We start from the raw sequence: 13,424 nt of genomic DNA, 5'->3' as shown, positions 1-13,424 counted from the left end.
AAGCATCGAGCCACCGGCCCCATGGGGCCGGTGGCTCGATGCTTTCGTCCTGTTTAGAGCGTGTCGCTCAGCAGGTCGTGGCGCACGATGGTCTGGTCGCGGTCCGGACCCACGCCGATGGCGGAGATGCGGGTACCGCTGATCTTCTCCAGGGCCAGGATGTAGTTCCGGGCGTTCTCCGGCAGGTCCTCCAGGGTCTTGGCACCCGAGATGTCCTCGGTCCAGCCCGGGAAGTACTCGAAGATCGGCTTCGCATGGTGGAAGTCGGTCTGGGTCATCGGCATTTCGTCGTGGCGCACGCCGTCCACGTCGTAGGCCACGCAGACCGGGATCTGCTCGATGTTCGTCAGCACGTCCAGCTTGGTGACGAAGTAGTCGGTGAAGCCGTTCACGCGCGAGGCGTGGCGGGCCAGCACGGCGTCGTACCAGCCGCAGCGGCGCGGACGGCCGGTGTTCACGCCGAATTCGCCGCCGGTCTTCTGCAGGTACTCGCCCATTTCATCGAACAGCTCGGTCGGGAACGGACCTGCGCCCACGCGGGTGGTGTAGGCCTTGATGATGCCGATGGAGCGGGTGATGCGGGTCGGGCCGATGCCGGAGCCCACCGAGGCGCCGCCGGCGGTCGGGTTCGAGGAGGTCACGAACGGGTAGGTGCCGTGGTCGACGTCCAGGAAGGTGGCCTGGCCGCCCTCCATGAGCACAACCTTGCCCTCGTCCAGCGCCTTGTTCAGCACGTAGGTGGAGTCGATGACCAGCGGGCGCAGGCGGTCGGCATAGGACAGGAAGTACTGCACGATGTCCTCGACGATGACGCTGCGGCGGTTGTAGATCTTGACCAGCAGTTCGTTCTTCTGGCGCAGTGCGCCCTCGACCTTCTGGCGCAGGATGGATTCGTCGAAGACGTCCTGCACGCGGATGCCCAGGCGTCCGACCTTGTCCATGTAGGCGGGGCCGATGCCGCGGCCGGTGGTGCCGATGGCGCGCTTGCCCAGGAAGCGTTCGGTCACCTTGTCCATGGTCTGGTGGTACGGAGCCACCAGGTGGGCGTTCGCCGAGACACGCAGACGCGAGGTATCCGCGCCGCGGGATTGCAGGCCTTCGATTTCCGCGAAGAGGGCTTCCAGATTCACCACGCAGCCGTTGCCGATAATCGGGTTGGTGTTAGGGGAAAGAATGCCGGCCGGCAGGAGCTTGAGCTCGTACTTTTCACCGTTAACGACCACCGTGTGCCCGGCGTTGTTGCCGCCGTTGGGCTTCACTACATAGTCGACCTTGCCACCGAGCAGGTCGGTGGCCTTTCCTTTACCCTCATCGCCCCACTGGGCTCCGACGATCACGATTGCTGGCATGGGATCCTCCCCCTTGCATAAAAAGCAGCGGTTGCGGCGTGCTTCGCGCCGGCCCGGCACGGTACCGGGCAAAAAATATGCCCCTGTTCTGCTCACTTGCCCGAGCTGGGCAACGCAAGAGTTAGGGGCTCTTACGACCAAAGTTTACCGAACCGCTAGCGGAAGTGCGAGCCGGGAGGCCTCCCGGCGCGTGGCGGGTTGCTTTCAAGGGGGTCGAGAAACCCGGAAAAACGGTATACGTTGGGCTTCAATTCACTCCACAGTCTTGATTAATCCTCAAGCTACGGCAGTATGTAAAGACGGCGTCGAATAGTCATTTGCACCGCACCGTCTGGACCGCACACAACGCAAGGACAACCGATGAAAACGCAGCCCCGCCTTCTGGCTCTCATTCCGCTGGTGGCACTGCTCGCCGCCTGCACCTCGGGCTCCCCGGACGCCCCGGCCGGCGATTCGCCCACCGCGTCCGAAACCCCCACGGCCGCATCATCCACCCCGGCAGCTCCAACTACCGCGAGCGCAACCGCAACCCGGCCATCGCCGAGCCCCAGCGCCACCGAAACCGGGACCGAAGACGTCGACACCAGCGACTGGAAGACCTTCACCGCCCACGGCATCTCCTTCAAATACCCGGGCAACTGGACCATCCGCATGGACGATTCCGGCGACGATCCAGCCCCGGATCCGGACAATCCCTATCAGGATTGGGACATCGTCACCGAGAAGGGCCACTCCATCGCCACGTTCGAGGCGAATTCAGCCAAGGACACCGATGGCGACCGCGCAACCTACAAGCGCACCACCCTGGACACCGAGAAGGTTCCGGCCACGCTGCACACCCCCGCAGTGTTCGTCGCCGAGAGATTCGTCCAGTCGGAACCGGGCGATGACTCCAAGGACGAAAAGTTCGTCATGTTCCTGAGCACCAAAGACCGGGCCGAGGACCGCGGCACGGACCCTGCGTTGTCCTATTTCATGCCCATCGCCGACCTCTATTCGATCTTCGAGTCCGATGGCGATCTGCCCGAGGCCCTGGGGATCGACGACGACCACGTGACGATGGAAGCCGCGCAGCAAATCATGAAATCTCAGGAGTACCGCACACTGAAGGCCATGATGCTCAGTGTCTCCGCCAAGTGACCGCGAAAACCCAGGAGGGCCTTGACCCTGACACGGTGTCAGATGGGATAACTGTAGACATGTTGACCATTGGGCAGTTCGCGCAGATCGGCCAGGTGACCCACCGGATGCTTCGGCACTGGGACACCGCTGGCCTCCTGGTCCCCGCCCACGTGGATCAGGCCAGCGGCTATCGATCCTACGATCCCTCGCAACTGCACCGGTTGCACCGGATCGTTGCCCTGCGTCAGCTGGGGTTCGGACTGGCGGAAATCTCGCTGATGCTCGAAGGCGCAGCAGACCTCGAACGGCTCAAGGACCTGCTGGAAGCCCGCAGGTCGGATGTCGCCGCCGAGTACGAACTGGCGACTACCAGACTGGCGGATGTCCAACGCCGGCTGGATCTCATCGAACAGGAGCACCACATGTCCCGGATTGAACTCATCGACAAGCCGCTGCCAGCGCTGCGGCTCGCCGCGCTGACACGCACAGTGCAGTCCCAGCCCGAAATCGCGGGCGTCATCGGCGGCATGTTCGCCCAAGTCGAGGCCGCGCTTCCCGAGAATCCCGACTCCATGGCCGTTGCCCGGTACCGTTCGGTCGAAGATGGTCTGGAAGTCACGGCGGGTTTCGAGTATGCCGGGCCGGCAGTGGCCGGATGCGACATCGTTGAGCTTGGGGCCGAGCCGGCCGCGCTGTGCGGGGTGCATCTGGGCTCCATGGACCGCATCCACGAAAGCTGGCAGGCGGTGCATCAGGAAATCCTGGACCGGGGTTCGGCCCCCAGCGGACCTTGCCGGGAACTGTACGTGCGATCCGAACCGGCGGACCAGTCCGATTGGGTCACCGAGCTGCAGCAGCCCTACGCACGCGGCTAATCCAAGGGCGGCGGTTCGCTGCATGCTCTCGCGGAAAGGTGTCGAACTGCCGTAGCAGTTCGACACCAGCTAATTGGTGACGACTTTTTTGCGCGGTGCCGCCGTTCCCAGCCTGTCGCATGTTGCGGACGACGGGATCAAGCGGCTTTGAGAGGACTGCTTCCAAGCGGTGGCGATGCATGCCCCGCCATGGCGTGCAGCAGGGTGCCGGCAACCGGGACGAACGCGGCCAGGGCCGCCGCCGCCCCGATGGCTCCCGGAAGGATGCCTCCGGTGCTGCCGCAAACCACGAAAACGATGACTGCGGCGACCGACCAGACTGGAATTCGGTGCGCACGATGCAGCCCGATGAACAGAACTATCGGTCCGATCGTCATGCCCGCCATGAACGTATAGATGAGCACCAGCAGCTGCAGCGAGGATTCCGACGCCGCATCGATGGCGGCGAGCTGGCTGGCAGATGTGTGTGCCGCAGCAAACAACGAGTACGGCGAATAAAAGGCGACAGCATGGCCGATGGAGGCCATGGCCCCGAGCGACATCATCACGGCACCGGAAACGGTGATCCGCGAGCCGCGAACGCCATGCTGCGGAACCAGTGCCAAGGCACTCACGGCAAGGCACATGCCGGCAACGATGCTGAGCAGCCCCGCCGTCTCCCAGCTGGCGGGGTGCTGGGCCACCGCCTGGGTCAATGCTTGGGCGTCCGGATTCCCTCCGGGCTCGACCAGTCGTCGCAGCAGGTCCGCGGCGGCGAATGCCACTGCGCCGAAGACCAGAAGGAATGCGCAAATGCGTGAACGTGTTGTAGTTTTCATGGCTCCAGCGTGCACTCGGGCACGCCGTTGGGGCATCGTTCGGACGGCCATTTTCACTGCGCCTTTCGGCCTATGGCAATCATCCCGAATGGCGAGTCAGGGGCACCCGGTGCAGGAGTACCATGTCGTTCATGAAGCATCCGCTGCGCCTTCCCTGGTCCGGCCGCTTGATCTGGTCTCTTCCGGTCAACGACGTGGTGCTAGCCCTCGCGCTGGGGGTCCTTGCGGTAGGCGGATTGCTGACCGGCCAGGTCATGGAAAGACCGCTGATTGCCACACTGCCCATTGCGGTCACGAGCACCGCGGTCATAGCGGTGCGACGCAGCCTGCCTCTGACTGCGACGGCGGTGGTCTCGATACTCGCCGTCGCGCAAAGCCTGCTGGCCGGCCATTCGTCGTCCACGTTGTGGGCACTGGTTGTCTTTCTCGTCTGCGTGTACACGGTCGCGGCTGAACACAGCGAGGGATATGCGCTGTTCGGCCTTGCAATCGTGTTGGCGAGCCAGTTCATCTGCGAATGGCTTGAAGGCGGAACCGATTACGCCTTCGATGTGCTGGTCTTCGGCGGCGTCTGGCTATTCGGCCGCGGCACCCACTCCTGGAAGGAGCAGGCGATTCGCGCGGAACAGCATCGCCACGACCTGGCTAGGATCGCGGTGGCGCAGGAAAGGATCAGGATCGCCCGCGAGCTGCACGACGTGGTAGCCCATAGTTTGAGCGTGATTGCGGTGCAGGCGGATGCGGCAGAGGCCGCATTGCTCAAGGACCCGGCCCGCGCCGTGCCGCCGATGAAGGCAATCCGCGGCAGTGCCAGGGAGGCGCTAGGCGACATGCGCCAGCTGCTTCGGGTGCTGCGTACTGAAGGCAGCGCCGAAGCAGGTCCGGCGGACGGGGCGCTGAGTCCCGCGCATGGAATGGATGATCTGGAACAGCTGGTTGCTACGATGCGAGAATCAGGGCTTGACCTGCAAGTTGATATTTCAAGGATTGCACCGGTATCCCAGGGCACCGAGCTTGCAGTGTTCCGTATTGTGCAGGAAGCGCTGACGAACGTGCGCAAGCATGCGGGCACGGCGCGCTGCCGGCTGCGCATCTATGGGGATGAGGATCAGGTATGCATCCAGATCGAGAATGACGCTCCGTCCGGCAAGCGGGAACTTAATATCACCGAGGAGCTGTCTACCGGAAACGGGCTCTTGGGCATCCGCGAGCGCGTGAGCGCAGCAGGCGGCACGCTGCTCGCAGGACCCACCGATGCGGGCGGTTTCACCGTGTCGGCGACGCTTCCTGCAAGGCAGAAGCGGGGCACCCCATGAACCCGTCATCGATCACCGTCCTGCTCTGCGACGACCAGGAACTGGTGCGCGAAGGATTCAAGTTGATCTTGGACCTGGAGGACGAACTCCAGGTGGTCGCCGAAGCCTCCAATGGGCGCGAATGCCTTCAGCTCGTCCACGAGCACCATCCGGATGTGGTGCTCATGGATGTGCGCATGCCCGTCATGGACGGGATTGAGGCAGCGCGCAGGCTAGCGGCTTCCGGCTCTTCCAGCCGCGTCTTGATGCTGACCACGTTCGATTTGGACGAGTTGGTCTACGCCGCGCTGGTTGCCGGCGCCAGCGGCTTCCTGCTCAAGGATTCCCCGCGTGACCAGCTGATCCAAGCCATTCGCGCGGTGGTACGCGGCGAGACGGTGCTGGCCCCGGCGCTGACCCGGAGGCTCATCGAACGCTACGTGGCATCTCCTGCGCCGGGTCATGGAACTCCGCAGGCGCTGGCGGCTTTGAGCGAGCGCGAACTGGACGTCTTTTCCCACCTCGCGCGAGGTCAGTCCAATTCGGAGATCGCCGCAGCGCTGTTCCTCAGCGAGGCCACGGTGAAATCACACGTTGCACGAATCCTGTCCAAACTTGCCCTGCACGACCGCGTGCAGGCAGTGGTCCTCGCCTACGAATGCGGGTTCTTGCGTCCCGGCGCCGCCGGGCTTTAGCCGTGGGCAGAGCTTCGAAGTTCATGCAGTTCATCAGGTGCGGCAATGAGCTGCTGCAAGCTGCATCAAGACCTAGTCTGCACTGAGCAGCGCCGCCGCCTGGCACCGTGACCGCGCCATTGCACGTGGCCGAAGCAGCAGCACGGCCAGCGCCGCGGCAATCAGCACCATGCCCACCCACCCCATCAGGCCCACGCGCTCGCCCAGCAGGAACACGGCGAGCGCCGCGGCAACGGCAGGTTCGCTGAGCGTGACGGTGGTTGCGGTACTGGCCGGCACCCTGGACAGGGCGATTCCGAACAGGATGTAGCCCAGGAACATCGGGACCAGAGCCAGATAGGCGGCGACCGCGAAATTCAACGGATCCTGTACCAGCGGCGCCCCGGTGGCCAGCAGCACCGGCATCAGCAGCAAACCTCCCAGGCCGAAGACCGACCCCACCGCTGCCTTCCGTGGAATCCCGTTGGCCATCAGCCGTCCGGCGGCCCAGGAGTAGACCGCGTAGCTGGCCCCGGCGGCAAGCCCCAGCAGACAGCTGGCAGCGACGGTTCCGGCAGTGCCGCCATCCCCCGCGGCCCTGGCGAATCCCAACAGCGTACTGCCGGCGATTCCCAGCGCCGCCGCCAGATACCAGCGGGAGGTGAGCTTGATTCCGTCGATGAACCGCTCAAGAAGCCCAGAAAACAGCGGAGCGGTCCCCAGCGAAATCACGGTTCCCAGGGCAACGCCGCCCAGATGCATGGACGAATAGAAGGCCAGCGGATAAACCAGGATGCCCAGGGCCCCGAGAAAGACCAGGCGTCGGTTGATCACCAACGGGATTCGGGCTGCCCTCATGGAACGTGCGCCGAGCACCGCTTGGAGCAGCCCGCCGATACCGAGGGAGGCCGCCCCGATGGCCAGGGGCGAAACGTCGCGGGCCTGCGCCGCGGCGGTGCCGGTGGTCCCCCAGAGCACCGAAGCCGCCAGCAGCATCAGCACCGCCGCGCTTTGTCCTCCTCCGGCGAGGCCCTTCACAGGGCACGCACCATGCTGGTGATCAGCGACTTGGCACGATGCAGCAACTCGCTGTGGCCTTCCAGCCCGGCGCGGGAGATGGCGCCCTCAAGCAGGAAAGAGATCTGTTCGGCGAGCGCGGCGGCCTGCCGGGAATCGGTCAGCGATTCCAGATGCTCGCGGAGCAGGTCTTCCACTTGGGCCTTGTGCCCGGCCACGATGGCTCGACCGGGGTCTCCAGCCGGCAGCTCGGCGGCCGCGTTCAGCAGCCCGCAGCCGCGGAAACCGTGCTCATAGCCGGCTTCGGCATGGTCAAGGTAGGCGTCCACGATGGCCAGCACGCCGCCAACCGGATCCGAGGACGCATCGAGCCGGGCGCGATAAAGTTCGAGCCATTCTTCGTGGCGGGCCTGCAGGTAGGCCGCGACCAGACCCGATTTGGATTCGAAATTGTTGTAGAGGCTCATCTTGGCCACGCCTGCTTCTGCGATGACGGCGTCGATGCCGGTGGCGGAAATGCCGTGGGCGTAGAAAAGACGCGCTGCGGCATCCAGGAGCTTGGACCGGGCATCGAGGCGCGGGGACATGTGAACCTCCAACTAGACTAATCTGTCTAATTAGACAGAATAGTCTAGTTAGACCGATCGGTCTAGGCGTCGCCGGCGGCTTCCTGCAGGCACTGCCCGAACACGGCGGCCGCGGGATTGGCCGTGCTTGTTGCCGAGTAGAGGGCGCTGCGCGGATCCCCGGCGAGCGGCCGGAACAGCACTCCCGGCATATGGAAACGAGCCACCGAAGCGGGCAGGATCGACACCCCGAGCCCCGCGGCCACCAGCCCCAGAATGGTCTCCTGGTGGATGGCGCGTTCCACGATGCGCGGCGGGGCAAAACCATCGAACAGCGAATGCACCAAGGCGAAGAAGCCGCTCATGTGCTTGTAGGGGAAGAGCACGAAGCCCTCCCCCAAGAGCTGCTCAATCTCCAGCTCCGCCTGCCCCGCGAGGCGGTGGCCCGCCTGCAGCACCACCACCAGCGGCTCGGCATGGACCTCGGTGAGCACCAGCCCGGGAACCGGGCCCGGGTCGCGCAGAATTCCCAGATCCAGCTTTCCTTCGAGCAGTTGGTCAATCTGCTCATTGGTGGTCAGCGGGTGCAGTGCGAGATCCACGTTGGGCCGCCGCTCGCGAAACAGCCGAATGGCTCCGGGCAGCGCCGCATAGCTGGCCGAACTGACGAAACCCACGGCGATCCTGCCCCGCAGCCCAAGTCCGACCTCGGTCAATTCATGGTTGGCCCGCTCAAGATCCGCCAGCAGCGGGCTGATGCGCTCGCGGTAGGCGCGCCCCGCAGGGGTCAGCTCGACACTGCGCGTGGTGCGGCTGAAAAGCTGCACCCCGAGTTCCTGTTCAAGTTTCTTGATCGCAACGGTCAGAGGCGGCTGCGACATCCGCAGCGCATCGGCGGCCCGCCCGAAGTGCAGGTGCTCGGCCACTACGAGAAAGTATTGAAGCTGTCGAAGTTCCACGAGAATATTGTTACATAAAAACTAATAATTTGACTGAAAATAGTATTGGACTGACTAATGATTTTCATGGGTTACTAAAAGAGGAACAACCGCACACCGCCGCCCAGGAGCACACAATGAGCCAGTCCACCCCCGCGCCATCCGCCGAATACATTGTGATCGGAGCGGGCCTGACCGGCGCCGCGGCCGCATGGAAGCTCGCGCAGCGCGGCCACGAAGTCGCCCTGCTTGAACGCACGGTTCCCGCCGCCGCGGACGCCAGTTCGCATGGCTCGGCGCGCATCTTCCGCTACGCCTACCCGGACAGCTTCTACACGGACCTGGTCTGCAAGGCGCGCACCGCCTGGGACGAACTCGAGCTGGCCAGCGGGCAGCAACTGATCTCCCCGCACGGCTCGGTCGACTACGGGGCGTTGCGCAACCCCCGCCATTTGGCAGCGGTGCTGGAATCCGCAGGAGTCGAGCACGAACTGCTCAGCGCCGCCGACGCCCGCGCCCGCTTCGCAGGCATCGCCTTCGACACCGAGGTGCTCTGGCACCCGGGTGCCGGCGTCATCGACGCCGAGCGGTCGGTGCTGGCCATGGTCGCCCAGGCCAAGGCGCATGGCGCCCGGATCGAAACCAACTGGCCCGTCGCATCCATTGAGCCGGCCGGCAGCGGCTACCAGGTCAACAGCGCGGACGGGCGATCCTATATCGGATCCCGGATCGTCGTGGCCGCCGGAGGATGGCTGCCCGGGCTGCTGGGCAACCTGCCGCTGCCCGCGGGCTTCGCAGGCAGCGTGCCGACGATGGACGTCTACCAGGAAAACGCATACCACTTCCCCTACCTCGACCAGGACCCCGAGGCCCGGCTGGCCTGGCCCACCTATATCCACAAGGACCCCGCGTTCAGGTCCTACGGCCTGCCCGGCGGACGCGATGCCGGGTTCCGCGGCCAGAAGGTCGCCGAATACATGGGCGGGCGCCGCATGGACAGCGCCGCGGCGCAGGACGGACGCATCGATCCGGCCAACAGGGAACGCGTCATCGACTACGTCAAGCGCTATCTACCCGGCCTGGATCCAACCCCGTACGCGGAGACCACCTGCATCTTCACGTCCACGCCCACCGAGGATTTCATCATGGACGAAACCCAGGGCATCACCATCATGTCCCCCTGCTCGGGACACGGGGCGAAATTCGGCCCGCTGCTTGGGGACCTGGCCGCAGACCTGGCCACCGGAACCGGAACGGTACCGGAGCTCTTCCGCCTGTCCTCCCACGCCAAGACCTTGGCCTAGACCGAACCCGCAGGAGCTTTCTCATGCAGCATCCCGTCACCGGAAACACCCTCCACGCACCCACCGTCACCTCGCTGATGGGGCAGATCGCCGACATCGGGCGGGACCGGCTGCGCGGCGGCTACACCCGGCCCGTGTATTCCACTGCGGAGCTGGACCTTCGCGGCTGGTTCACCGAGCAGGCCGCCGCCCGCCAGCTGAGCGTGGAGCAGGACGGCAACGGCGCGCTCTGGGCCTGGTGGGACCTTCCCTCCGGGATCCGTGCGGATGCCGTGGCCACCGGAAGCCACCTTGACTCCGTCCCCGGAGGCGGCGCCTTCGACGGCCCGTTGGGGGTAGCCAGCGCGCTGGTCGCCGTGGACATCCTGCGTTCCAGGAACCTGGAGCGCACCCGCCCGCTGGTCTTGGCGGTTTTTCCCGAGGAGGAAGGCTCCCGCTTCGGGGTGGCCTGCTTGGGCTCCCGGCTGCTGACCGGCGCCATCGACCGGAACAAGGCGTTGAACCTGCGCGATCCGGACGGCAACACCTTCGCCGAAATCGCCGCGCACAATGGGCTGGACGCACGGCGCATCGGAGCGGATCCGGCGCTGCTCGGGCAGCTCGGCGCCTTCGTCGAACTGCATGTGGAACAGGGGCTCGGGCTTGGAGAGCTGCAGCATCCGGTGGCCGTGGGCGGATCCATCCTGGGCCACGGGCGCTGGAAGCTGTCCATGGCCGGCCAGGGCAACCACGCCGGCACCACGCTCATGCGCGACCGCCGCGACCCCATGGTCGCCGCCGGCCGGACCATCGCCGCCGTGCAGCAGATCGCCCGGGCCCAGGACAACGCCCGCGCCACCGTCGGAAGGCTGCACCCAGTTCCCGGCGGCACCAATGTCATTGCCTCGCGCGTGGATTTCTGGTTGGATGTCCGGCATCCGGACGACGCGGTCACCGCAGCCGTGGTCCAGGACATCCACCGCGCCGCGCAGCTCATCGCCGCTGAGGAAGGCTGCGGTTTCGAGTTCTCGCAGGAATCGCTCAGTCCGACCGTCGGCTTCGACGCACGCTTGTCGGGCCAGCTGGGCGCGTCGCTGGGCGATGCTCCCGTGCTGGACACCGGAGCGGGCCACGATGCGGGGGTGCTCGCCGGGCACGTGCCCAGCGCGATGCTGTTCGTCCGCAATCCCAGCGGCATCTCCCACTCCCCCGAGGAATATGTCGAGGACGCGGATGCCGAACGCGGCGCGCTGGCACTGGCCGACGCGCTGCAGGGCCTGCTGGGCTGAGCCCGGGCGCCAGCCGCTGCGCCGCCGTGCACGCCCGGGGCCGCATCCGGAGAATTCCGGCTGAGGCCCCGGGCTTTCGCGCGCGGCCACGGCTGCCGGGGGAACCCGAGGCTCGCTGCGGTCAGAAGGACTTCAACAGCACCGGGACGTCGTTCCGGTCGGGATTCGGGTGCCCGTAGTTTCGCGCACGTACCGCGACCACCAGGCCGAGCACGAGCAGCAGCAGCCCCGCGGCCGTGGTGAACCCCAGCAGGGCAGCGAAGCATGCGGCGAAGAGGATCAGCGTATTGCGGCGGTAGATCCTCGCCACCGGCCGCGGCTGGGTCCGGGCCGCGTTGCGCGTCGCCAGCCAGTACACCATCGCGAGGGCCAGCTGCGGCCAGCCCACTGCGTAGCCCGGCAGGAGAAGAATCCCCGCGCCGGATGCCGCGAAAACCAGAACTTCGGCCATTGGCCTCATCAACAAGCACCTCCCCGTGCATCCCTAGGACCCCATGCTATCGGCTGCCTGGCGCATCCGGCCCCGGCCCCACCCGCCGCCCTGCGGGACGCGGGCATTAAATAGCAGTTCCCCGGACGGGGGCCACACACCGCCGTCCGGGGAACTACATCCATGCGGGCCCCGTGTCCGAGGCCCGGGTCTCTTACCCGCGTGCCGTTAGGCGAGCACCGGGGTCTGCCACAGGTTCAGGACCTGGCCGAGGTCCTGCTGCTCCGCCGAACGGTACAGGTCGGTCGCCCACGCCACGTCCTCGATCGGCATGCCGCCGACCGAGTAGAGGATGATCTCCTCGTCATTGCGGCGCGCGGGGATCTTGCCGGTGGCCACGTCCGCGATTTCCTCCAGCTTGGACTCGGGCAGCTTGCCTGCGCGCATCAGGTCGTGGAAGTGCGTGCCGGGGATGCCCAGCAGCTCGTAGGCCTGGGTGTCGTATTCCTCGGCCCAGGCGTCGTACAGCCCCCGGGCATCGAGCACCAGGCGGGCCTGGTTGATCACGAAGTCGTCGTCGAACCTGGCCGCGGCCGGCAGCAGGAACAGCGCTCCGGGCTTGATGGCGGAGGCCGGGAAGTACGGGAAGGCCCCGGAACCCTCGATGTCGGTGCTGGTGGTGGCCATGACGATGTCCGCGTCCGCGATGGCCTCCTCGATGGTTTCCGCCGCGACGACGTTGGCCACCTGCGGGAAGTTCTCGCGGATGTACGCGGCGAAGGATTCCACCCCGGCGGCCGAACGCCCCTTGATGCGCACGGTGTCGATGCCCGGGCGCAGGGTCAGCGTGGCGTCGATGACGGACTTGGCGATCACGCCCGGCCCCACCACGGCGGCGATCTTCGCGTCTTCCCTGGCCAGGTGCTTGACGCCCACGCCCGGCACGGCACCGGTGCGGTAGGCGCTGAGCAGGTTGGCGCTCATGATGGCCAGCGGCGCCCCGGTATCGGTGTCGTTCAGGGTGAACAGGTGGATGGAGCGCGGCAGGCCCTTGGCGCGGTTGGCGGTGTTGGAGCCGTACCACTTGACGCCGGTGGTGCCGAAGCGGCCGCCGAGGTAGGCGGGCATCGCCATGAAGCGGCGGTCCGGGCCGTCGCACGGCATGCCGGCGTGGACCGGAACCTCGGGGAAGGTGATCATCGCTCCATGGGAGTTGCCGTGCTCCCCGGCCATCATGTAATCGCCGTTGCGCAGCAGGATCAGCGCCTCTTCCATGACGTCGGTGCAGCGGGCGATATCGGTGACGCCGGCGGCGATCATGTCCTGTTCGCTGAGGTAGCGGAAGTTGATTGCGGTCATTGGTGGACCTTTCGTGAATGACGTGCGGAAGCTGGTGGTTGGTGGATTTCTAGATGGCGGCTTCGCCGGTTTCGCCGGTGCGGACGCGGATGATCTGCTCCAGCGAGGCGACCCAGACCTTGCCGTCGCCGATTTCGCCGTCCGGGCCGGTACGCGCTGCGTCGAGAATGGCGCCCAGCGCGCTGTCCACCTTCGCGTCCGGAACGAGCAGTTCCAGGCGGATCTTGGTGCGGAAGTTCACCGAGTACTCCTGGCCCCGGTAGTATTCGGTGCGCCCGCCCTGGACGCCGCGGCCCTGCACCTCGGTGGTGGTCATCCCGGTGAATCCGGCTTTCTCCAATGCGGCGCACACGCTTTCGAGCCGGATCGGCTTGATCACTGCGGTGACGAGTTTCATTTGCCTGCCTTT

Annotated in this window: 14 protein-coding genes; 6 read left to right on the top strand and 8 right to left on the bottom strand. The window is 65.8% G+C overall.

Features of this window, described 5'->3' with window-relative positions:
* Window positions 1–53 precede the first annotated feature (53 nt).
* Complete coding sequence (locus JQN66_RS01225) at window positions 54–1,349, bottom strand: adenylosuccinate synthase (protein WP_204676332.1); 1,296 nt, start codon at window positions 1,347–1,349, stop codon at window positions 54–56.
* 360 nt (window positions 1,350–1,709) lie between these two features.
* Between JQN66_RS01225 and JQN66_RS01220 the strand changes: the two genes are divergently transcribed.
* Together JQN66_RS01220 and JQN66_RS01215 are read left to right on the top strand one after the other, a co-directional pair.
* A complete protein-coding gene (locus tag JQN66_RS01220) occupies window positions 1,710–2,489 on the top strand; it encodes a hypothetical protein (protein ID WP_204676331.1) in 780 nt (259 codons plus the stop codon).
* A gap of 59 nt (window positions 2,490–2,548) precedes the next feature.
* Window positions 2,549–3,346, top strand: coding sequence for a MerR family transcriptional regulator (locus tag JQN66_RS01215; RefSeq protein WP_204676330.1), 798 nt, complete (start codon window positions 2,549–2,551; stop codon window positions 3,344–3,346).
* A gap of 137 nt (window positions 3,347–3,483) precedes the next feature.
* Here JQN66_RS01215 and JQN66_RS01210 read toward each other — a convergent pair whose 3' ends face one another.
* The gene (locus JQN66_RS01210) at window positions 3,484–4,164 is read right to left on the bottom strand and encodes a hypothetical protein (RefSeq protein WP_204676329.1); all 681 of its coding nucleotides are present in this window, start codon (window positions 4,162–4,164) and stop codon (window positions 3,484–3,486) included.
* Window positions 4,165–4,286: 122 nt separating this feature from the next.
* Here JQN66_RS01210 and JQN66_RS01205 point away from each other — a divergent pair, with 122 nt between their 5' ends.
* The gene (locus JQN66_RS01205; protein ID WP_204676328.1) at window positions 4,287–5,480 is read left to right on the top strand and encodes a sensor histidine kinase; all 1,194 of its coding nucleotides are present in this window, start codon (window positions 4,287–4,289) and stop codon (window positions 5,478–5,480) included.
* Window positions 5,477–6,154 (top strand): response regulator, encoded by a 678-nt coding sequence (locus JQN66_RS01200; RefSeq protein WP_204676327.1) that lies wholly within the window; start codon window positions 5,477–5,479, stop codon window positions 6,152–6,154. Before JQN66_RS01205 ends, JQN66_RS01200 begins: the two co-directional genes overlap by 4 nt.
* 72 nt (window positions 6,155–6,226) lie before the next feature.
* On the opposite strand, the gene JQN66_RS01195 is transcribed toward JQN66_RS01200, so the two are convergent.
* The 3 genes from JQN66_RS01195 to JQN66_RS01185 form a co-directional block, all read right to left on the bottom strand.
* On the bottom strand, window positions 6,227–7,171 hold the full coding sequence (locus JQN66_RS01195) for a DMT family transporter (RefSeq protein WP_239464097.1): 945 nt from the start codon (window positions 7,169–7,171) through the stop codon (window positions 6,227–6,229).
* Window positions 7,168–7,737 (bottom strand): TetR/AcrR family transcriptional regulator, encoded by a 570-nt coding sequence (locus JQN66_RS01190; RefSeq protein ID WP_204676326.1) that lies wholly within the window; start codon window positions 7,735–7,737, stop codon window positions 7,168–7,170. Before JQN66_RS01190 ends, JQN66_RS01195 begins: the two co-directional genes overlap by 4 nt.
* A gap of 62 nt (window positions 7,738–7,799) precedes the next feature.
* On the bottom strand, window positions 7,800–8,675 hold the full coding sequence (locus JQN66_RS01185) for a LysR substrate-binding domain-containing protein (RefSeq protein WP_204676325.1): 876 nt from the start codon (window positions 8,673–8,675) through the stop codon (window positions 7,800–7,802).
* 116 nt (window positions 8,676–8,791) lie between these two features.
* On the opposite strand from JQN66_RS01185, the gene JQN66_RS01180 reads away from it, so the two are divergent.
* Both JQN66_RS01180 and JQN66_RS01175 read left to right on the top strand, forming a co-directional pair.
* Window positions 8,792–9,958, top strand: a complete 1,167-nt coding sequence (locus JQN66_RS01180) for an FAD-dependent oxidoreductase (RefSeq protein ID WP_204676324.1) — start codon at window positions 8,792–8,794, stop codon at window positions 9,956–9,958.
* Between the two features lie 23 nt (window positions 9,959–9,981).
* Window positions 9,982–11,226, top strand: a complete 1,245-nt coding sequence (locus tag JQN66_RS01175) for an allantoate amidohydrolase (RefSeq protein ID WP_204676323.1) — start codon at window positions 9,982–9,984, stop codon at window positions 11,224–11,226.
* A 121-nt stretch (window positions 11,227–11,347) separates the two neighbouring features.
* Here JQN66_RS01175 and JQN66_RS01170 read toward each other — a convergent pair whose 3' ends face one another.
* From JQN66_RS01170 to JQN66_RS01160, 3 genes are all read right to left on the bottom strand, one after another.
* On the bottom strand, window positions 11,348–11,677 hold the full coding sequence (locus tag JQN66_RS01170) for a hypothetical protein (protein ID WP_204676322.1): 330 nt from the start codon (window positions 11,675–11,677) through the stop codon (window positions 11,348–11,350).
* A 207-nt stretch (window positions 11,678–11,884) separates the two neighbouring features.
* Window positions 11,885–13,015, bottom strand: coding sequence for a tyramine oxidase subunit B (locus JQN66_RS01165; RefSeq protein ID WP_204676321.1), 1,131 nt, complete (start codon window positions 13,013–13,015; stop codon window positions 11,885–11,887).
* 49 nt (window positions 13,016–13,064) lie between these two features.
* Window positions 13,065–13,412, bottom strand: coding sequence for a P-II family nitrogen regulator (locus tag JQN66_RS01160; protein ID WP_204676320.1), 348 nt, complete (start codon window positions 13,410–13,412; stop codon window positions 13,065–13,067).
* Between the last annotated feature and the right edge of the window lie 12 nt (window positions 13,413–13,424).

It is taken from the genome of Glutamicibacter protophormiae (assembly GCF_016894325.1).
Classification (GTDB): Bacteria; Actinomycetota; Actinomycetes; order Actinomycetales; family Micrococcaceae; genus Glutamicibacter; species Glutamicibacter protophormiae.
The sequence above is the reverse complement of the archived record's forward strand: the minus strand, read 5'-3'. Positions and strand labels throughout refer to the sequence as shown.